Annotated in this window: 17 protein-coding genes; 14 read left to right on the forward strand and 3 right to left on the reverse strand. The window is 62.4% G+C overall.

Annotated elements, in window-relative coordinates; genetic code table 11:
- Positions 1-70: 70 nt before the first annotated feature.
- The gene (locus ACQY7R_RS17145) at positions 71-901 is read right to left on the reverse strand and encodes a dienelactone hydrolase family protein (RefSeq protein ID WP_428306787.1); all 831 of its coding nucleotides are present in this window, start codon (positions 899-901) and stop codon (positions 71-73) included.
- A 342-nt stretch (positions 902-1,243) separates the two neighbouring features.
- On the reverse strand, positions 1,244-2,155 hold the full coding sequence (locus ACQY7R_RS17150) for a peptidylprolyl isomerase (protein WP_428306788.1): 912 nt from the start codon (positions 2,153-2,155) through the stop codon (positions 1,244-1,246).
- A gap of 308 nt (positions 2,156-2,463) precedes the next feature.
- Here ACQY7R_RS17150 and xylA point away from each other — a divergent pair, with 308 nt between their 5' ends.
- Complete coding sequence (xylA, locus tag ACQY7R_RS17155; RefSeq protein ID WP_428306789.1) at positions 2,464-3,774, forward strand: xylose isomerase; 1,311 nt, start codon at positions 2,464-2,466, stop codon at positions 3,772-3,774.
- Between the two features lie 262 nt (positions 3,775-4,036).
- Here the strand turns inward: xylA and ACQY7R_RS17160 are convergent, their stop codons facing one another.
- The gene (locus tag ACQY7R_RS17160) at positions 4,037-4,669 is read right to left on the reverse strand and encodes an HAD family hydrolase (RefSeq protein ID WP_428306790.1); all 633 of its coding nucleotides are present in this window, start codon (positions 4,667-4,669) and stop codon (positions 4,037-4,039) included.
- A 204-nt stretch (positions 4,670-4,873) separates the two neighbouring features.
- On the opposite strand from ACQY7R_RS17160, the gene ACQY7R_RS17165 reads away from it, so the two are divergent.
- From ACQY7R_RS17165 to ACQY7R_RS17225, 13 genes are all read left to right on the forward strand, one after another.
- Positions 4,874-6,010, forward strand: a complete 1,137-nt coding sequence (locus tag ACQY7R_RS17165) for a C45 family autoproteolytic acyltransferase/hydolase (protein WP_428306791.1) — start codon at positions 4,874-4,876, stop codon at positions 6,008-6,010.
- A gap of 281 nt (positions 6,011-6,291) precedes the next feature.
- The gene (locus tag ACQY7R_RS17170) at positions 6,292-7,056 is read left to right on the forward strand and encodes a glycosyltransferase family 2 protein (protein WP_428306792.1); all 765 of its coding nucleotides are present in this window, start codon (positions 6,292-6,294) and stop codon (positions 7,054-7,056) included.
- A gap of 670 nt (positions 7,057-7,726) precedes the next feature.
- Positions 7,727-8,263: a rhodanese-like domain-containing protein gene (locus ACQY7R_RS17175; RefSeq protein WP_428306793.1), complete on the forward strand. Its 537-nt coding sequence runs from the start codon at positions 7,727-7,729 to the stop codon at positions 8,261-8,263.
- Between the two features lie 272 nt (positions 8,264-8,535).
- Complete coding sequence (locus ACQY7R_RS17180; protein WP_428306794.1) at positions 8,536-10,194, forward strand: FAD-dependent oxidoreductase; 1,659 nt, start codon at positions 8,536-8,538, stop codon at positions 10,192-10,194.
- A 175-nt stretch (positions 10,195-10,369) separates the two neighbouring features.
- Complete coding sequence (locus ACQY7R_RS17185; protein ID WP_428306795.1) at positions 10,370-11,305, forward strand: YqjF family protein; 936 nt, start codon at positions 10,370-10,372, stop codon at positions 11,303-11,305.
- Positions 11,306-11,812 (forward strand): N-acetyltransferase family protein, encoded by a 507-nt coding sequence (locus ACQY7R_RS17190; protein WP_428306796.1) that lies wholly within the window; start codon positions 11,306-11,308, stop codon positions 11,810-11,812.
- Between the two features lie 379 nt (positions 11,813-12,191).
- Positions 12,192-13,874: a dihydroxy-acid dehydratase gene (gene ilvD, locus ACQY7R_RS17195; protein WP_428306797.1), complete on the forward strand. Its 1,683-nt coding sequence runs from the start codon at positions 12,192-12,194 to the stop codon at positions 13,872-13,874.
- Between the two features lie 90 nt (positions 13,875-13,964).
- Positions 13,965-14,306, forward strand: coding sequence for a hypothetical protein (locus ACQY7R_RS17200; protein ID WP_428306798.1), 342 nt, complete (start codon positions 13,965-13,967; stop codon positions 14,304-14,306).
- Positions 14,307-14,487: 181 nt separating this feature from the next.
- Positions 14,488-15,627 carry a prenyltransferase/squalene oxidase repeat-containing protein gene (locus ACQY7R_RS17205; protein WP_428306799.1) on the forward strand — a complete coding sequence of 380 codons (1,140 nt, stop codon included), beginning with the start codon at positions 14,488-14,490 and terminating at the stop codon, positions 15,625-15,627.
- Complete coding sequence (locus ACQY7R_RS17210) at positions 15,624-16,457, forward strand: hypothetical protein (protein ID WP_428306800.1); 834 nt, start codon at positions 15,624-15,626, stop codon at positions 16,455-16,457. Before ACQY7R_RS17205 ends, ACQY7R_RS17210 begins: the two co-directional genes overlap by 4 nt.
- Positions 16,458-16,530: 73 nt before the next feature.
- Positions 16,531-16,782, forward strand: a complete 252-nt coding sequence (locus ACQY7R_RS17215) for an addiction module protein (protein WP_428306801.1) — start codon at positions 16,531-16,533, stop codon at positions 16,780-16,782.
- Positions 16,779-17,090, forward strand: a complete 312-nt coding sequence (locus tag ACQY7R_RS17220) for a type II toxin-antitoxin system RelE/ParE family toxin (RefSeq protein ID WP_428306802.1) — start codon at positions 16,779-16,781, stop codon at positions 17,088-17,090. The genes ACQY7R_RS17215 and ACQY7R_RS17220 overlap by 4 nt, the downstream gene beginning before the upstream one ends.
- A 302-nt stretch (positions 17,091-17,392) precedes the next feature.
- Positions 17,393-19,168 (forward strand): S10 family peptidase, encoded by a 1,776-nt coding sequence (locus ACQY7R_RS17225; RefSeq protein WP_428306803.1) that lies wholly within the window; start codon positions 17,393-17,395, stop codon positions 19,166-19,168.
- Positions 19,169-19,289: the final 121 nt, after the last annotated feature.

The following is a 19,289-nucleotide window of genomic DNA, read 5'->3' on the forward strand; positions in this document are numbered from 1 at the left end:
AGACGCCACTAGAATTCCATTAGCGTTCGATCAGCGTCTATTAGCGGTGCGAGTCTAATCTAGTGTTCGATTACAGCTCGGCGAGAATCTTCTTCACGCGTTCCCAACCTTCGGCAAACGCCTTCTTGTCATCCTCGCTGGCGCCAGGTTGCTCGCCGGCCCGGAGGAAGCCGTGGCCGGCGCCATCGTAGACGACTGGCTCGTACGTTTTGCCGAGTTTCTTCATTGACTCGGTCACGCGCGGAACTTGCGACGTGATGCGGGCGTCGTTGCCGCCGTAGAACCCGTAGACCGGAACCTCGATCTTCTTCAGTTCCGCTTCGTCCTCGGGGGCCGTGCCGTAGCAAACCATTGCGGCGGCGATCTTCGGATTGTGAGCTGCGTAAGCGAACGACTTGCCGCCCCCCCAGCAGAAGCCGATGACCGCCACCTTGCCGTTGGCCGCTTCGATCTTGCCCGCGTAGTCGACGGCGGCGTCGAGGTCGGCGGTCACTTGCTCAGGCTTCAGGCCATAGATTCCCTGCGTCGCCGCATCGCGCGACGCGAACGACGACGTGCCGCCGCCATCGGGCCCGGCGCCGCTGAGGAAGTCGGGCGCGACTGCGACGTAGCCCGCTTCGGCCAAACGATCGGCGACGCTGCGTTCCCAATCGGTGAGACCTTTATTCTCGTGAATGATGACGACGGCGGTCGCCTTCTCCTTCACTTCGGGGAAAACGACGAACGTTTTCAGCGTCCGTCCTTCGGGAGTTTTGATGTCGCCCCACTCGTGATGGCGCGGCGTGTTGTTGAGGCGTTCCTCAACGGGGTCGGCGGCCTGCACACATGAAAAGCCGCCAGCCGCTAGAACGAGCAGTGATGCGACGAAGTAGTGGAACGAAGCGAGTAAAAGCGTACGCATGATCGGCGCCTCCCGAAGAACGTTGAACCTGAACACGACACGGCGTCCACCGAGCAGTGTAGCGGACTCAACGTGCAGCGAACATCAGCCGCCGGTCAACGACCGGCCGGAGCGGTCCAGTGCCGAATCAACTCGTGCGGTAGCTCCGTCGAAGAAGTCTCTCGCAGAGGCGCGGAGACGCAGAGGCAAGACCAGAACTAACTCCGTGAGTTAATCCCCAACAATCCCTCTTCTGCATTCTTTGCGTTTCTCTGCGCGTTTGCGCCTCTGCGAGAGACTTATTCGGACTCTGTCTCGGCGAGCCGCCTTATGATATCGCTCCGGCAGGTCGTTGACCCGCGGCTACTTGCGGCGACGCGCCAAGCTACAGCCGATGACGGCTAGAAAAGCGAGCGTCGCGGCGGCGGGTTCGGGGACGGCGGCCACCGCCGCGGCGGCGGGGGCGCCGAAGTTCTGCCCAAACGTGCGCTGCCAAATCAGAAAGTCGGCGCCATCAACGCGGCCATTGCCATTGGCGTCGGCCTCGGCCTTGGTCGTGGACCCAAAGTCGGCTTTCAAAACGGCCAGATCGGCGGCATCCACCTTGCCGTCGATATTAAAATCACCGGCAGGAATATTGAGAACGGAAACATCGGTGACGTGGACTAGCACGTCATTGAGCGCACCGGTCGCTGACCGCAACGGAACGGCATCAAATAAGGACGAGCTAGTTCCATCAAGATCATACGGCGTTAGCGCCGCGATCGCATCAACCACCGTCATGCCATTTCCCAGAACGCGGCCGAATGCAGAGAAACCTCCGTCTGGTCGAGCAGGGCTATCGAGCGAGGAATTGTTGCCAAGGTTAATGAACCATTGGCTCGTCACGGTGTTAGGCCCCGACTTCGCCATGGCAATTGTGCCTCGCAAGTTGGAGGGACCTGCCACCCCGCCCCCCGGCTCGTCGTTAATCGCCGGATACAGTTGAATTGGAGGCGCTGAATTCGTGGTTGCGTTGTAGGCGAAGCCGCCTCCCTGAATGACGAATCCTGGAACGCTGCGATGAACAAACGTGCCGTTGTAACGGTCCGCGTTGACGTAATCGAGCATGTTGTCGACGGTAACTGGCATCAACGTCGGAAAGAGCCGTACGTTGTAACTGCCGAGCGAAGTCGTAAATCGAATGACGGTCGCCTCCGCGCGCCAAGCGCAGGCCAATGAAGAAGCCAAGACGCACGCCGCCAACAGGCGAGGTAGATGACGACTGAACTGCATCAATGGGGTCTGCTCAACGACAACGTCGCAATCACGCAAAAAACCTTTGCGATTGCGTCGTCTTGGTTCTGTTCCGGAAACTCGCGAACCGGCCGCAAACGCCGGTCTTTCTAGGGTAGTCGCGTCCTGCGGACGTGTCCACGAACCCGCCCCGGGACGTGGCGACAGCCGGTGCATTTGATAAAATCGCTACGCCGCGAAGGCGTGGACACTTTTCATGCGGCCGGAACGCTTCTGAGCGCCGCTCCGGCCGGTCGTTGACCGGCGGCTCCTTTCAACTCACTACTCACTTAGCCCCCACGATCGCTATGCCAGCATTCCCCGAAATCGGCAAGATTCCGTACGAAGGTCCCCAGAGCAAGAACCCGCTCGCGTTCCGGCATTACAACGCCGACGAAAAGGTCGAAGGCAAAACGATGCGCGACCACCTGCGGTTCAGCGTCGTTTACTGGCACACCTTCCGCGGCACCGGTTCTGATCCGTTCGGTCCCGGCACCGCCGTCCGCCCGTGGGAGAGCGGCAGCGACTCGGTGGAGAACGCGCAGAACCGCGCTCGCGTCGCCTTCGAGTTTATCGAAAAGCTTGGCGCCCCCTTCTACGCCTTCCACGATCGCGACGTCGCCCCCGAGGGAAAGACGCTCGCCGAGAGCCACAAGAATCTCGATGCGATCGTCAAGGTCTTCAAGGAAGAGCAACAGCGGACCGGCATCAAGTTGTTGTGGGGCACCGCGAACCTGTTCAGCAATCCGCGGTTCATGCATGGCGCCGCCACGAGCCCCAACGCCGAGGTCTTCGCCTACGCGGCCGGCCAGGTGAAGAAGGCGCTCGAAGTGACGCACGAACTCGGCGGCGTCGGCTACACCTTCTGGGGCGGCCGCGAAGGGTACCAGTGCATCTGGAATACCGACATGAAGCGGGAACTCGACCACCTGGCGAAGTTCCTCCACATGGCGGTCGACTACGCGAAGCAAATCGGTTTCAAGGGTCAGTTCTACATCGAGCCGAAGCCGAAGGAACCGACCAAGCATCAGTACGACAGCGACGCGGCGGCGTGCCTCAACTTCCTCCGCGAGTACGGCCTGAAGGATCACCTCAAGCTAAACCTCGAAACGAACCACGCGACGCTCGCCGGGCACACGATGCAGCATGAACTGCAAGTCGCCGGCGCCGCGGGCGCGCTCGGTTCGATCGACGCCAACACGGGCGATATGCTGCTCGGCTGGGACACCGACCAGTTCCCGACCGACATCTACCTCACCACGCAGTGCATGTACGAAGTGCTGAAGTACGGCGGCTTCACCACCGGCGGCGTCAACTTCGACGCGAAGGTGCGGCGGGAAAGCTTCGAGCCGATCGATCTGTTCTACGCCCACATCGGCGGGATGGATGCCTTCGCGCAGGGCCTGAAGATCGCCGCCGCGATGCGAGCCGACGGCAAGCTGCCGGGGATCATTAAGGATCGCTACGCGAGCTGGGACAGCGGGCTGGGCGCCGAGATCGAGGGAGGCAAGCACTCGCTCGCCTCGCTCGAGAAGCTGATGCTCGAAAAGGGCGAAGCCGCCGGCAACCGCAGCGGCCGCCAAGAAATGATCGAGAACCTCATCAACACCTACCTGTAGCAGCCGCGGGGCAACGACCCGCCGGAGCGAACCAAGTAGCGTCATCAATAAAGGAGCCAGCGAAAGCCATCAAACTTCCGCTGGCTCCTTCTTCTTAGCGCCTTAGCGCCTTTGCGTGAGATTCATTGAATACAGGTCTCTCGCAAAGGCGCAGAGGCGCAAAGAAATACGCAAAGAAGAAACACATGGGGAGAAGCGGCTTACATACCGCTCGTATTCTTTCGTGTCCGTTCGTGTGTTTCGTGGCAAAAAATCCCCGCATTTACATCACGCCGCGAGCCGCCAGATCCGCACGCAACTTCGCCGCATCGACGAACAACGTCGCATCAAGCCCGACCGCCAGCGCTCCATCGACGTTTTCTTGGCGGTCGTCGGTAAAGAAGACCTGCCCCGGCTCGACGCCGGCCAGCCGCGCTGCGTGTTCGTAGATCGCCGGCTCCGGCTTCATCGAGCGGACCTCAAAACTCAGCACGTAGTGCTCGAACGAGTTGTTGAGAAACGGATAGCGACCGGACGTAACGAACTCCCAATCGAGCGTGTTGGTATTCGACATGATCCCCAGCCGGCGGCTGCTCGCGGCCAGCTGCTCGACGATCGCGACGCTGTCCTCGATCACCTCGAAGATGTCGCGCCCCGCGGCGAACAGCTCTTCGCGATTTGGTTCAACGCCAAGCGTCTCGCAAAAATGGTCGTACACCGCCAGCACGTTGAGATCGCCCCGCTCGAACCGCCACTGGACGCTGCGGGCGCTTCCCTTCGCCTCGAACAGGGCATGCCGCACTAGCTCGGCCGAGACGCCGGCCACCTCGGCCATCTGCTGGCACATCCGCTCGTGGCTGAACGACAGCAGGACGTTGCCCAAATCGAAGTAGAAAAAAGCGGGAGTCGCAGGCATGGCGGCGCCTATAATTTGCGTGCAGATTTCGGGGTGCGATCGATCGGCTGGTCTCTGTTATAACAATTCGCCGTTCACGAGGTGAGAATGGTAACTACGTTAAAGAATCCCCCCTCCCCTCTGCGCCTTTGCGCCTCTGCGTGAGATCTGAAAAAGTTTCTCGCAGAGGCGCAAAGGCGCAGAGAAATACATGAGAGTAAATAGATGCATCGATTGATTGCCGCATGGGTTGTTGCTTTCGGGATGGTCGCCGTCGGCACGGGAACGCTGCTCGCCAAGCCGGCGGAGTCGCTGTTCACTGCCAAGAAAATCGACGGCGCTGAGCTGCGGTTCATTGGCAACGTTCCCGTTGCCATTCTCACCGGCACGCCCGAGGAAATCGGCCGGCAGCATGCGGAGTTGCTCGCCGGCCCCGGCAAGGGGATGGTCGAGTTCCCCAAGCGCTTCGCCGAGCGGTTCGGCGTCGAATCCTTCTGGCCGCTGGTGACGCAAGCCGGCAAGACGCTCATCTCGCGGGCGCCGCAAGCGCATCAGCAAGAACTCGCCGCGATCGCCGCTAATAGCGACATCACCAGCGACCAACTCGCCGTCGGCAACACGCTGCTCGAACTGCGCCGCCTTGGCTGCTCCGCCGTCGTGGTCGAGCCGGCGCGCAGCAAAACCGGCGCGCCAATCTTCGGCCGCAACTTCGACTTTCCCACGCTCGGCGATCTCGACAAGTACAGCATGGTGATCGTCTACCGCCCCGAGGGGAAACATGCATTCGCGTCGATTGGCTTCCCCGGACTCGTCGGCGTCATCTCGGCGATGAACGACGCCGGTCTTGCCGCGGGAACGCTCGACGTCGAACGCTCGGCCGACGGTTCGCGGAAATTCAACCCGAACGGCGAGCCGCTGGCGTTCGTCTTCCGTCGCATCATGGAAGAGTGCACCACTGTCGACGAAGCGGAGAAGTTGCTCCGCAGCGTCAAGCCGACCACGTGGATGAACCTTACCGTCTGCGACCGCAACGGCGGGGCGACGTTCGAGATCACGCCCGACCACATTGAACGTCGCAACGCTGAGAACGGCATCGTCCGCTGCACAAACCACTTTCGCTGCGACGGCATGAGCGTCGGCGAAGAGTGCTCGCGTTACGATGCGCTCGAAATCGACGACCTCGCGGACAAGGTCGACGTCCGCGAGATCCAACTGGCCCTCGACGGCGCTAATCAAGGCGAGATGACGCTGCAAACAATGATCTTCGAACCCCGCGACCTGACGCTCCACCTAGCGATCGGCAAACCGCCCGTCTCGCTGAACAAGATGGAAAAGATCGCGTTAGCCCCGCTTTTCAAGTAGCCGCCGGTCAACGACCGGCCGGAGCGGATACAAATGGGGAATGCTGAATGGGGAATGGGGCGGAGGCTGCGAAGACGGCTTGAAGCTATTGCTCCCCCCATTCGACATTTATTCAACATCGCTCCGGCGGGTCGTTGACCCGCGGCTACTGGGTGAAATCGGCAAGCTGCGGCGAGCTTGCCGCGGCTAACGTTCCTGCTGAACTTCGCGATTGCGACTGCTCGATACCTTTAACTGTATCTGCCGTCGCTTCTCTGCTTTTGTCGTCGCGAGGTGCTATCGTGAGCGCTGATTTCTCTCGGTTGACTGCTATCGTTTACACCAGCGGACGCCAGCAGAGCGTCACCCGATTGATCAACAGCGTGGCGTGGCTCTACCCGCAGGTGAAGGTGCTGGTCGCCGACGATAGCCGCCAGCCCCAGACAATGGCGGGCGCCGAGCCGGTGAAGATGCCGGTCGACAGTGGCGTCAGCGCTTGCCGCAACGCGCTGCTCGCGCGGATTCGCACGCCCTACTTCCTGCTGCTCGAAGACAACCAAGAACTCAACCGCGGCTCGCACGTCGACAAACTGCTAGCAGCGGTCGCCGGCGGTAAGTGCGACCTCGCCGCGGGCGACATGATCAGCTGCCGCCGCCGCTTCGGGTTGTTCACCAAGCGTGAAGCCGATCCCGGCCACGGCACGGTCGAGGCGACGCCCGAAGCGGTGAAGATCACCGCCGGCGCCCGCCCCGGCGTCGAAGGCGTTCAAGGCTGCGACGTCGCTCACAACTTCTTCGTCGCCCGCACCGACAAGGTCCGCGCGATGGGTGGCTGGGATCCGCAACTGCTCGTCGACGAACGGCTCGAATTCTTCGTCCGCGCCCGCCGCTTTGGCATCAAGGCCGCGGTCTGCCTCGACTCGGTCGCCTGGCGTTGGAACGACGCCGCGGCGAAGACGAACCGCGACTTTAGCGCCCTGGCCGTCGCCAAGATGGGCTCCGCCCGACTGATCGACGCCAACGGCCGCACGATCGAAGCCGCGAGTAGCCAAACCCGCGCCGCGTGAAGTCGCAGGCGCCCTCCGTGTGCAGGCGTCAGTTTGCCGTCGATTCTGGCGACAGCTACGTGTTGACCGTCTTGACCGTCTTGACCAAGTGGTTTTTATGGTCATCTCGGACTTTTGGGCAGGCAAATTCTTCCGCTAGGCGCGCATCGCGTCCGTTTCCGTCACAGAGAAATCTGCGACAGACGGAACGCAGGTGTGATTCAGTTTTCAAAGAGCCGAGCGATGCGCGGGCAGCCGCGTCCAAAATCCAGAAGCGGGCCCACGAGTATTCAGACGTACACTACCAAATCGAGTGGCCAATTTCAAGTGGATTTGTAGCAGACACACTCCATGTGTCAGCGGATGGTTAGCTGTAACTGCGATAGCGACTCCAACGCGACGTCCACCCTCCTCATTTCGTTAGCGAAATCCGCTACGGGACGCGGAGTATGCCTGCACAGGGAATTCGCTACAATTCCGCAGTTGCGCCAGCGGCGCAGCTCTGTCGGCCGACTCCGATTCAGCGAGAGGCCAGCGCGGTCTGGCCACCGCGTCTTGTGGGAGGCGTCTCCGACGCCGAATACGGTCGCCACCGCGAGCGATTGTGGCATCGCAACGCCGCTTCGGGGTCGGAGACCCCTCTCACAAATTTTTAGGGCAACGCCCACTTCAACACAGCGAGGGACGTTCCATGTCGTCCGCCCAACCTCCACAGAACCTTCCGCCCGCCGAAGTCGAACAGCGTCGCCGCGCCGGCCAGCCGGTCGCGATCGTCGACGTGCGCACGCCGGCCGAGTTTCGCGGCGTCCACGCCGAGGGGGCGCAGAACATCCCGATCGACGAACTCGCGAGCCGCACGGACGATCTGCGTCAGTCGGCCGCCGCGGGGCCGCTCTACCTCATTTGCCAAGGGGGCGGCCGCTCACGTCGCGCTTGCGAGCAACTCGCCGCCAAAGGATTCGCCGTCGTGAACGTCGACGGCGGCACGAACGCCTGGGTCGCGGCCGGCCTGCCAGTGGTGCGCGGCAAGTCGACGATCTCGCTTGAACGCCAAGTCCGCATCGCCGCCGGCTCGCTCGCCCTCATCGGCGCCTTGCTCGCCTGGTTCGTCCACCCCGCGTTCGTGTGGCTCTCAGCGTTCATCGGCGCAGGGCTTGTCTTCGCGGGCGTCACCGACACCTGCGGCATGGGGATGATGCTGGCGAAGATGCCTTGGAATCGTTCTTGAAATGCGAATGCGTTTTAACCACGAAACACACGAAAGGAACGAAAAGAAATGCTCTGATTTGTCTTTCTTCTTTGCGCCTTCGCGCCTTTGCGTGAGATCAATGAATACAGGTCTCTCGCAAAGGCGCGAAGGCGCAAAGAAATACGCAAAGAAGAAACACATTGAGAGAAACGGCTTAAATGTCACTCGAGTTCTTTCGTGTCATTTCGTGTGTTTCGTGGTCAAAAAATGAACCTGCCACAGATGATGACTAACTTAGGGAACAAGCAACTATGCGGATCGTAATCATCGGCGCGGTGGCAGGCGGGGCTTCGGCGGCGGCGCGGGCGCGGCGGTTGAGCGAGCAGGCGGAAATCGTGCTCATCGAACGCGGCGAAGCGCCGTCGTTTGCTAACTGCGGACTCCCCTACTACGTCGGCGGCGTCATCGAGCAGCGCGACAAGCTGCTCGTCGCCCCCGCGCAGCGGTTGATGGAACGCTTCCGCCTCGACGTGCGGACGCGGACCGAAGCGATCGCCATCGATCGCGCGAACCGCACGGTGCGACTTCGCTACCTGGAGAACGGCGACGAGTACGACCTGCCGTACGATAAGTTGATCCTCTCGCCTGGCGCGGCGCCGATTCGTCCGAACATTCCGGGCGTTGATCTGCCGCAGGTCTTCACGCTCCGCGAACTCCGCGACGCAGATCGCCTTCACGCCGCGGCAAAGGACGCCAAGCGAGCGGTCGTCATCGGCGGCGGTTTTATAGGCCTCGAAATGGCCGAGAACCTCGTTCACCGCGGCATCGCGACGACGATCGTGGAACTCGCCGATCAGATTCTTCCGCCGTGGGACGCCGAGATGGTGTCGCCGCTCGCCGCTCACCTGCGCGAGAAAGGCGTCACGCTCAAGCTGAGCAACGCCGCCGAAGCGATCGAGCCGGCCGGCAACGGCGTCGTCGTGCGGTTGCGCAGCGGCGAGTCGCTGGAGGCCGACATGGTGGTGCTCAGCGTCGGCGTGCGGCCGGAGAATCATCTGGCGGTCAATTGTGGGCTCGCCGTGGCGGAACGCGGCGGCATCCAGGTGAACGGTCAGATGCAAACGAGCGATCCCGACATCTACGCCGTCGGCGACGCGATCGAAACGCGCAATCTTGTCGACGGCACTCCGGCACAGATTCCGCTCGCTGGGCCGGCCAATCGGCAAGGTCGCATCGCGGCCGATCACATCTTCGGTCGGTCGACGCGATTCGCCGGCATCCAAGGGACGGCGATTGTCGGCGCCTTTGAGATGGCCGCGGCGATGACCGGCCTCAGCGAGAAGGTGCTCCGTAAGGCGGGGACGCCGTTCGAGAAAGTGTACATTCACCCCGCCAATCACGCCGGCTACTACCCCGGCGCCAAGCAGATGTCGATCAAGCTGCTGTTCGAACCCGACGGCGGCCGACTGCTCGGCGCGCAAGCGGTTGGTCGCGACGGCGTCGACAAACGGATGGACGTCCTCGCGGTAGCCGTGAAGGCGGGGATGACCGCATTCGATCTTGAAGAGTTCGAACTTTCTTACGCTCCGCAATTCGGCTCGGCAAAAGATCCGGTGAACATGGCCGGCTTCGTGGCGTCGGGCGTCGTGCGCGGCGACCACCCGATCGCTCACTGCGAAGACTTGCCGCAGCAGGCCGGCGCTGGCGGCGAATTGGTCCTCGACGTCCGCATGACCGGGGAATTCGCCGCCGGCAACATCCCCGGCGCCGTGAACATCCCCGTCGACGTGCTCCGCGAACGGCTCGGTGAACTCGACCGCGAGCAGCCGATCATCGTTTACTGCCAGGTCGGCATGCGCGGCTACATCGCCACGCGCATCCTATTGCAGAATGGCTTCAACGTCCGCAACCTTAGCGGTGGTTACACGACGTACAAGCAAGTGACGGCGGCCCAGCAAAACGCTGGTTAATGACGGCGGGGTTTTGCGGTGAGTGATTGAGACGGAGCGTGTGTGGGAGGGGTCTCTGACCCCGATGCAACGTTGCACCACCACAACGGCTTGTCGTGGTGAGCGGAATCGGCGTCGGAGACGCCTCCCACAAAAGGCCTCCAAGTCCCTTAACCACCTGCCCCAATAGCTTGTGATGATTACCGCTGTTGAATCCATCGATGCTAACAGGCCATTTACTTGGCCCACGCGCCGGCCGCTGCTCACCGCCGAGTGGCGGCACCTGGCGATGCTCAACTACGCCGTCGATCGCGCCATCCTGCAACCGCTCGTGCCGCCGGGAACGGAACTCGACGATTGGAACGGCGAGTCGTACGCTTCGGTGATCGGGTTCCAATTTCTGCGGACCACCTTCTGCGGCGTGCCGATTCCGTTTCACGCGAGCTTCGTCGAAGTGAACCTGCGGTTCTACATCCGCCGACGGGCGCCCGAGGGTTGGCGCCGCGGCGTTGCGTTCATTCGCGAACTCGCCCCAAGCCGCTCCGTGGCGTTGGTGGCGAATCTGCTCTACGGCGAGCGCTACCTCGCTGTGCCGATGACGCACGAACTCGTGCCGGGCGACGGCGAGGTTCCGCGACGTTTGGAATATGGCTGGCGCTACCGCGGCGGCAGCGGCCGGCTCACGCTCGAACCGACCGGCGAGGCGTTGCCGTTGGCCGAGGGTTCGCACGAACAATATATCGCCGAGCATTACTGGGGCTACTCGCACCATCCCCGCGGCGGCGTCGAGTATGAGGTCGCCCACCCGTCTTGGCGGTACAGCCCCGGCCGGGCCGCGAGTTTTGAATGTGACCATGTCGCCGCCGTTTACGGCGAGCCGTGGGTCGAAGCGCTGAGCGGCCTGCCAACATCCGCCTTCTGGGCCGACGGTTCCGCTGACCGCAACGCCTCGACGAACCTCCCGGCAACAGAAGGCCTCATCTGCTCTAGCCGGAAGGCCACGCCTTCCGGGATGATGTGCGGACGACCTGCGACGCCTTACGCCGCCTCAACCCGGGCCGCGTGGCGGTCCGGCTACTTACTGTTGCTCGCCCACCAGTCACCGATCACTAGTCACCAATCACCCGCTTAGATGTCCCTCGCCATTCGCCCCGCCACCGAGCACGACCTCCCGGCGATCAACGCCATCTACAATCACTACGTCGTCACCTCAACGACGACGTACGACCTCGCGCCGCTGCCGCTTGAAGATCGCCAGCGCTGGTTCGCGGGTCGCGACAAGATTCATCCAGTGATCGTCGTCACTACGCTAACCGACGGTGCAGAGAAAATCGTCGGCTGGGGATCGCTCAACGTCTTCCGCTCGAAGCCAGGCTACCGCTTCACCGTCGAGAACTCGGTCTACGTTCACCCCGACCATCAGCGGCAAGGAATCGGCTCGGCGATCATTCAGCATCAAATCCAGCAAGCGAAAGAGCTCGACCTCCACGCGATCGTCGCCGGCATCGGCGCCGAGCAAACGGCCAGCATCGCCCTCCACGGCAAACATGGCTTCGTCGAAGTCGCGAGGTTCCCCGAGATCGGCCGCAAGTTCGACCAATGGCTCGACGTGGTCTTCATGCAAAGACTCATCAAGTAGCCGCGGGTCAACGACCCGCCGGAGCGCTTGCTTTCCGATTCTTTGCGTCTTCGCGTCTTTGCGTGAGAGCAATTAAATACAGGTCTCACGCAAAGGCGCAGAGGCGCAAAGAAATACGCAGAAAGAGCGATCTGTTATCCCAGTAATCTTTTCGTGTCATTTCGTGTGTTTCGTGGTTAACCTCTTCTGAACTCCTATCAGCGCAACTCTCGGCAAAAACGCCCTAATTTCCCGCCCCGCGAACCGCCTGCCGCGTTCGGCCCTCTGTGGTTAAAATGGAAGGCTCGCGATTTTGTGGGAGCGTTTCATTGGTAGGCGCTCCGGCGGGTCGTTGACCCGCGGCTACTCACTGAACCCTGACACCTGAACCCTTCCTAGCATGCTCAACAAAATCTCTCGCCACATCACGCAACCGAAGTCGCAGGGCGCTAGCCAGGCCATGTTGTTTGGCACCGGACTAACCGAAGAGGACATGAATCGTCCGCAGGTCGGCATCGCGAGCATGTGGTACGACGGCAACACCTGCAATATGCACCTGCTCAACCTAGCGGGCGAGGTGAAGAAGGGGGTGCAGGCCGCCGGCATGGTGGGGATGCGGTTCAACACGATCGGCGTCAGCGACGGCATCTCGATGGGCACCAGCGGCATGAGCTACTCGCTCCAGTCGCGTGACCTCATTGCCGACTCGATCGAAACGGTGATGGAAGCCCAGTGGTACGACGCCCTCGTCGCCCTGCCCGGCTGTGATAAAAACATGCCGGGCTGCCTGATGGCGATGGGCCGGCTCAACCGCCCGGCGATCATGGTCTACGGCGGCACGATCAAACCGGGCTTCACGCGCACGAACAACGACGAACAGAAACGCGACATCGTCAGCGCCTTCCAATGTTACGGCGAATTCCTCGCCGGCCGCATCACCGAAGACGAACGCAAGGACATCGTCCGCCACAGCTGTCCCGGCGCCGGGGCCTGCGGCGGCATGTACACCGCCAACACAATGGCCTCGGCAATTGAAGCGATGGGCATGACGCTGCCCTACAGCAGCTCGATCCCCGCCGAGAATCCCGACAAGATCGGCGAGTGCCTCGCTGCCGGCAAGGCGATTTACAAGCTGCTCGAACTCGACCTGAAGCCGCGCGACATCATGACCCGCGCCGCCTTCGAAAACGCGATGGTCGTCATCATGGCCGTCGGCGGTTCGACGAACGCCGTGCTCCACTTGCTGGCGATGGCTCGCTCGGTGGGCGTTGAGCTCACCATCGACGACTTCCAAGCGGTGAGCGACCGCGTGCCCTATCTGGCCGACCTCAAGCCGAGCGGCAAGTTCGTGCAGGAAGAACTCCACGAAGTCGGCGGCACGCCGGCCGTGATGAAGATGCTGCTCGAACATGGCCTGATCGACGGCAACTGCAAAACGGTCACCGGCAAGACGATCGCCGAGAATCTCGCTCCGCTCCCAGGCCTGAAGAAGGGCCAAACGATCGTTCACTCGCTCGACAAGCCGCTGAAGGCGTCGGGCCACATCCGCATCATGCGCGGCAACCTCTGTCCCGACGGCGCCGTGGCGAAGATCACCGGCAAGGAAGGGCTCGTCTTCAACGGCACGGCCCGCTGCTTCGACAGCGAAGAAGACATGCTCCACGCGATGGAGCGGAAGGAAATCGCGAAGGGCGACGTGATCATCATTCGCTACGAAGGCCCACAGGGCGGCCCCGGCATGCCGGAAATGCTCACCCCCACCAGCGCCATCATGGGCGCCGGCCTTGGCGCCGACGTCGCTCTCATCACCGACGGCCGGTTCAGCGGCGGCAGCCACGGATTTATCGTTGGCCACGTCACGCCAGAAGCCCAAGTCGGCGGCCCGATCGCGCTCGTGCAGAACGGCGACAAGATCACGCTCGACGCCGAGGCGAATCTCATCACGGTCGACGTCAGCGACGCGGAGTTCGAGAATCGCCGGAAGGCGTGGAAGGCTCCGGCGTTCAAAGCCACCCGCGGCACGCTCTACAAGTACATCAAGAATGTGAAAAACGCGAGCGAAGGCTGCGTGACTGACGAGTGAGCAAGAGCGGGTGAGGAAGCGCTCCGTTTGCAGAATGTGTTAGAATCGACCTCAGAGGTTTTTATGGGCACATTTTCAGTCGGCTGTCGCGTGGCCAATATTGTTGACCGTGAGCAATCGGTTTCGCTCGACCGCCTGCTCGTCGACACGGGCAGCGAGTACACCTGGATCACTGGTGAACTTCTGGAGCAAATCGGCGTCCTCCGAGAAAAGAAGGATCTGCATTTCGTGATGGCCAACGGCGTGCAGATCACGCGATCCGTTGGCTTCGCGATTCTGCATGTCGACGATTCGTTCACGATCGATGAAGTCGTGTTCGCTGAACAGGGCGATCTGCTGCTTCTTGGCGCGCGGACGTTGGAAGGATTGAATCTCACCGTCGATTCGCGACTTAAGAAGCTAGTGGCTTCAGGGCCCTTGCCAGCCGCCTGACGTGGCGCGCCGATCGCCACTGGCGCCGACTCCATCGACACCTCCTAGTCGGTAGCATGCGAACTGTCTTGCGTATTCGCCACTGCCTACCCGCAGCAGGCAAGCCACCCGCTGCGCGCTGCGGCCCCGTTGCGGTAAAATCGGGCGTCCCCACCGAGATCCACACGGAGCGCGAGATTCCATGAAAGCGGCACGCATCGGCCTCACCATCCTGCTTCTCTTCACTCCAGGCTTCGCGGCCACGGCGCACGCCCAGGCGGCTGCCGTTGAAGCCGCCGCCGAAACGGCGGATCGCGCCGCGGTGATCGCCGACGGTATCGAGTACCTCCGCACCGCCGGCCAGGCCGCAGACGGGACCTTCACCATCCAGGCCGGCCCCGGGCTCACCGCGCTCGCCCTGACCGCCCTGCTCCGCAACGACGTGCCGCTCGACGATCCGATGGTCGTAAAAGGTTTCAAGGCGCTCGAAGGCTTCGTCAAACCGGACGGCGGCATCTACGGCAACGGCCGTATCAAGAACTACGAAACGTGCGTCGCGATTTTCGCCTTCACCGAAGCAAACGCCGACAAGCGTTACGACAAGATCATCGCCGATGCGAACAAGTTCGTCCGCGGACTGCAATACGGCGTCGCCGCCGGGCAAGAGGACCAGTCGAACGTCTGGTACGGCGGCGTCGGCTACGGCGGTCCCGAGCGGCCCGATCTCTCGAACACCAGCTACCTGATCGACGCCCTCAAGGCGGTCGACGCCCCGGACGACGACGAAGCGATCCAACGGGCGCTCGTGTTCGTCTCGCGCTGCCAGAACCTCAAGAGCGAGTACAACGAAACCGAGTTCGCCGGCAAAGTGAACGACGGCGGTTTTTTCTATGTGATTCCGACTGAGAAAGTTGATCCCTCGGAAGACGAAAGCTACACCGCGAACGGCGGCCTGCGGAGCTACGGCTCGATGACCTACGCCGGCTTCAAGAGCCTTGTTTACGCCGGCCTCACCAAGGAAGACCCGCGGGTGAAGGCCGCCCTCGAGTGGATCGGCAAGAATTACTCGGTCACCGAGAACCCGGGCCAAGGTTCGGCCGGCCTCTACTATTACTATAACACGTTTGGTTCGGCGCTCGACGCCGCGAACCTCGATGCGGTCGTCGACGCCGAAGGCAAATCGCACGACTGGCGGGCCGACCTCACCGCCGAACTGGCGAAGCAGCAAAACGACGACGGCTCGTGGGCCAACGCGAATCGCCAGTGGTTTGAGCAAGACAAGAACCTCGCGACGTCGTTCGCGCTGCTGGCGCTGTCGCACTGCAACGACGAGACGAAGTGACTGAACCGGAGCAACTAGTAGCCGCGGAACCAGCTCGCCGGCGATCGCTGGCGAGCGTCGGCTTCTCGTTGCTCTGGGCGGTAAACGTCGCGTTGTTCGTCGGCGCCGTGGCTTGGATCGCCTACGACCCGGTTGTTGCGCGGCACTTGGCTTACGAGCAAGATCGTCTCGCCACCACCCACAGCGTCGTGCTTCACGACCTCGGCCACGCGAGCGTTCCTGCCGAGCCAGTGGCGACCGACAGCCCGCATGCCCGGGCGCTGACGATCATCGTCGTGCTCGCGGCGGCGGGCGTCGTTGCCGTTGGGCTAGCGCTCCTCTTCGGTCCGCAACGCCATCGGCGGCTCCGCTCGTGGCTCGCGTATACGGCGCTCGTTGCCGCGTGGCTGGGGCTCGCCGTCTCGTGGCGCGACGTCGCCTGGACCGGCCAGCGTTACCGGCTTGGTCGTGAGGTTGCCGCCATCGAACCGATCGCCGCCGCCCTGCGCGAGCGCTGGCCCAAGGCCGACGGCCACGAGATCCCCGGCCTCGGCCCCTACATGGCTTACCCGCCCGCGGGCCCGCGAATGCTGATGCTGCTCCACCAAGTGCGCGCGGCCGGGGCGAGCAACTCGATCTCCGCGATCGAACGCTCCGACGCCGGCGGACTCCGCTTCGAACTCGCCGACGGCGACGCCGGAGCCTGGCTCGAATGGCACCCCGCCGGAGAACAGCCCGCGTCATTCACCGGCGGCTTGCAAGGGAGCTATGAGCTCGTCCGCTCCAGCAACCTCGGCGACGGCTGGTTCCTCGCGCGCTACCGCGTGCCGGCGGCCGGTCACACCCAGTAAACGGGGTGACGATTGCGGGCCAAAGTTCTTCGCACTGTCGCAAATAACTCCCTGTTCGGGATATAATCACGGCATGAGTAGCGACGCCCTCCCGATTTTCAACGCCGCGATGAACTTACCCAACGAAGCACGGGCTGAGTTGGCCGCTCAGCTGATTGCCAGCCTCGACGAATCATTTCCGCCCGCTGCTCGCACCGGCGATTGGGACGAGGTTCTACGCGAGCGATCCGCCGCCATGCATCGCGGCGACGCGCAGATGGTCGACGGCGCCGACGCGATTGCCCAGCTGCGGGCAGTCGTCGATCGTGCGAGGCGTCCCACGTGAAGTGGCCGCGGCTGGAAGCAGGCGCGGTCGCCGACGCGACGGCAGCAACCGAGCGCTTCGCTCGCATTAGTCCTCAGCTTGCCTCGGAATTCGTGGACGCATTTGCGAGATCTTTGGAGCAGATCGCACAATTTCCGCGACGCTTTCCCCGTCTCGAAACCAATCAGTCCGAGCAGGAAATCCGCCGCGTGGTGATGCATCGATTTAACTATGTCATCATCTACGAAATGTTTGGCGACGCCCCGGCGGTAGCAGCTGTGGTGCATGCGAGCCAGCAACCCAACTCATGGCGGACTCGTCGCGAATAAAAACGCGGAACTGTTTCCTCGCATTCGCGCCAATTCGCGTGATTCGCGGTCAAAATTTCTCCCCTCCCCTGCGCCGCAGCGTCTGGACGCGGCCCCGCCCCAGCCGGCACAATTAGCGTAGCCGCCCCATCCTGGCGGCCCGCCGGAATCCGCAGGCAACTTAAGCTCTCGCCCGCCGGCGCCGTCTCATCACGCAAGGCATATCGTAGTAAGGCAAATTATCGCCGCCGGCGCCTTTCGCGTCGCGGTCGACTCGGTCAACACACTAGCCACCACTGAACGGACTCCGAGGTTCTCTCGCCATGACTTACCGCACCACGCTCGCCTCGCTGCTCATCGCGACGATCGCCCTCTTCGCGATCGTCTCGCCCCTCTCCGCCAAGCCGAACAAAGAAGCTGACGAGAAGGCCAAGGCCGCCGACTCCAAAGAAGAGTCGAAGGACGCAGCCAAAGAAGAGGACGCGAAGAAGGACGACGAAAAGAAAGCCGACGGCGAACCCGTCGTTACGCATGGCACGGTGACGATCGACGGCAAGGAAATCGCCTACACCGCCACCGCCGGCAAGATGCTCATCAAGAGCGACGACGGCACGCCAAAGGCCCACGTCTTCTACGTCGCCTACACGAAGGACGAGCCGAAGTCGGAGAAATCCGAGAAAGCCGCCAAGAGCAGCAAGAAGAACGAGAAGGAAAAGAGCGACGACGAAGGGGAAGGCGAAGAATCCGAAGGCGAGCCGCAGTCCAACGACGACAAGGAAGCTGACGATGACTCGGCCGACGACGCCCCCAAGCCCAACCGCCGCCCGATCACCTTCGCCTTCAACGGCGGCCCCGGCAGCTCGTCGGTCTGGCTCCATCTCGGGATGCTCGGTCCGCAGCGCGTGAAGCTCGACAGCGACGCCGGCACGCTTCCGCCGCCGCACGAGCTGATCCCCAACAAATACTCGCTCCTCGACGTTACCGACCTCGTCTTCATCGATCCGGTCAGCACCGGCTTTAGCCGTCCCGCGAAGGGCGAAGACAAGAAGCAGTTCCACGGCTACGACGAAGACATCCGCAGCATCGGCCAGTTCATCCACGACTTCACGACGAAGTATGGCCGTTGGGGTTCGCCGAAGTTTCTCCTCGGCGAGAGCTACGGCGGCATCCGCGCCGCCGGCCTCAGCGGCGAACTGCAAGACCGTTACCACATGTATCTCAACGGCGTCGTCCTCGTCTCCGGCGTCGTCGATTTCCAAACGCTGATGGCCTACGGCAACAACGACGTTGCCTACGCCCTGTTCATCCCCGGCTACGCCGCCACGGCTTGGTATCACAAGGCCCTTAGCGACGACCTGCAGAAGCAAACGGTCGAAGAAGTCGCTGCCGCGGCTGAAAAATTCGCCGCCGGCCCCTACCTGCGGGCGTTGATGGCCGGCGACTCGCTGCCGAAAGAGCGTCGTGAAGAGATCGTCTCCCGCATGTCGGAACTCACCGGTTTGTCGGAAGAGTACATCGAAGCCTCGAACCTCCGCGTCCCGATGGCCCGCTTCGGCAAGGAACTCCTCCGCAAGCAAGGCAAGATCATCGGCCGCTTCGATAGCCGCTACTCAGGCCTCGCCCTCGACGAGGTCGAGTCGACGACCGACTACGATCCGAGCGCCTCGGCCGTCTTCGGCGCGTTTACCTCGGCGCTGAACGACTACCTCCGCGGCACGCTGAAGGTCGAGGAAGATCGCGTCTACGAAATCCTTACCGGCAACGTCCACCCGTGGGACTACAGCGAGTTCACCAATCGCTTCGTCGATGCGTCGAGCACGCTCCGCGACGCGATGATTCAGAACCCGTACCTAAAGGTGTTCGCCGCGACCGGCTACTACGACCTCGCCACGCCGGCGTTCGCGATGAAGTACACCCGCGACCACCTGAACCTCGTTCCCGCGGTCCGCGACAACTTCGTCATCGACCACTACCACGGCGGGCACATGATGTACGCCCACGAGCCGTCGCTGGCGAAGCTGCGGAAGGACTTAGTAAAATTCTACGACTCGGCCCTGTCGAACGTGCAGAAGGAAATGGCCGAGGCGGACAAGCGTTAACAAAGCGGAACTGCAACGAAGATGAACCTCCCCACCGCTAGCCCCGTGCTCCGCCCGGGGGTCGCTCGCCATTCCGGTAAGCAATGTCCCGCGATGTGCCACCCCCTGGCGGAGCCTGGGG

The organism is Lacipirellula sp. (assembly GCF_965279485.1).
GTDB lineage: Bacteria > Planctomycetota > Planctomycetia > Pirellulales > Lacipirellulaceae > Lacipirellula.

What these genes read in the sequence shown, in the direction of transcription:
- ACQY7R_RS17225 (WP_428306803.1), top strand. Translation starts at nt 17,393, where the DNA reads ATGACTTACCGCACCACGCTCGCCTCGCTGCTCATCGCGACGATCGCC.
- ACQY7R_RS17215 (WP_428306801.1), top strand. Translation starts at nt 16,531, where the DNA reads ATGAGTAGCGACGCCCTCCCGATTTTCAACGCCGCGATGAACTTACCC.
- ACQY7R_RS17180 (WP_428306794.1), top strand. Translation starts at nt 8,536, where the DNA reads ATGCGGATCGTAATCATCGGCGCGGTGGCAGGCGGGGCTTCGGCGGCG.
- ACQY7R_RS17205 (WP_428306799.1), top strand. Translation starts at nt 14,488, where the DNA reads ATGAAAGCGGCACGCATCGGCCTCACCATCCTGCTTCTCTTCACTCCA.
- ACQY7R_RS17185 (WP_428306795.1), top strand. Translation starts at nt 10,370, where the DNA reads ATGATTACCGCTGTTGAATCCATCGATGCTAACAGGCCATTTACTTGG.
- ACQY7R_RS17175 (WP_428306793.1), top strand. Translation starts at nt 7,727, where the DNA reads ATGTCGTCCGCCCAACCTCCACAGAACCTTCCGCCCGCCGAAGTCGAA.
- ACQY7R_RS17190 (WP_428306796.1), top strand. Translation starts at nt 11,306, where the DNA reads ATGTCCCTCGCCATTCGCCCCGCCACCGAGCACGACCTCCCGGCGATC.
- xylA (WP_428306789.1), top strand. Translation starts at nt 2,464, where the DNA reads ATGCCAGCATTCCCCGAAATCGGCAAGATTCCGTACGAAGGTCCCCAG.
- ACQY7R_RS17160 (WP_428306790.1), bottom strand. Translation starts at nt 4,669, where the DNA reads ATGCCTGCGACTCCCGCTTTTTTCTACTTCGATTTGGGCAACGTCCTG.
- ACQY7R_RS17145 (WP_428306787.1), bottom strand. Translation starts at nt 901, where the DNA reads ATGCGTACGCTTTTACTCGCTTCGTTCCACTACTTCGTCGCATCACTG.
- ACQY7R_RS17165 (WP_428306791.1), top strand. Translation starts at nt 4,874, where the DNA reads ATGCATCGATTGATTGCCGCATGGGTTGTTGCTTTCGGGATGGTCGCC.
- ACQY7R_RS17150 (WP_428306788.1), bottom strand. Translation starts at nt 2,155, where the DNA reads ATGCAGTTCAGTCGTCATCTACCTCGCCTGTTGGCGGCGTGCGTCTTG.
- ilvD (WP_428306797.1), top strand. Translation starts at nt 12,192, where the DNA reads ATGCTCAACAAAATCTCTCGCCACATCACGCAACCGAAGTCGCAGGGC.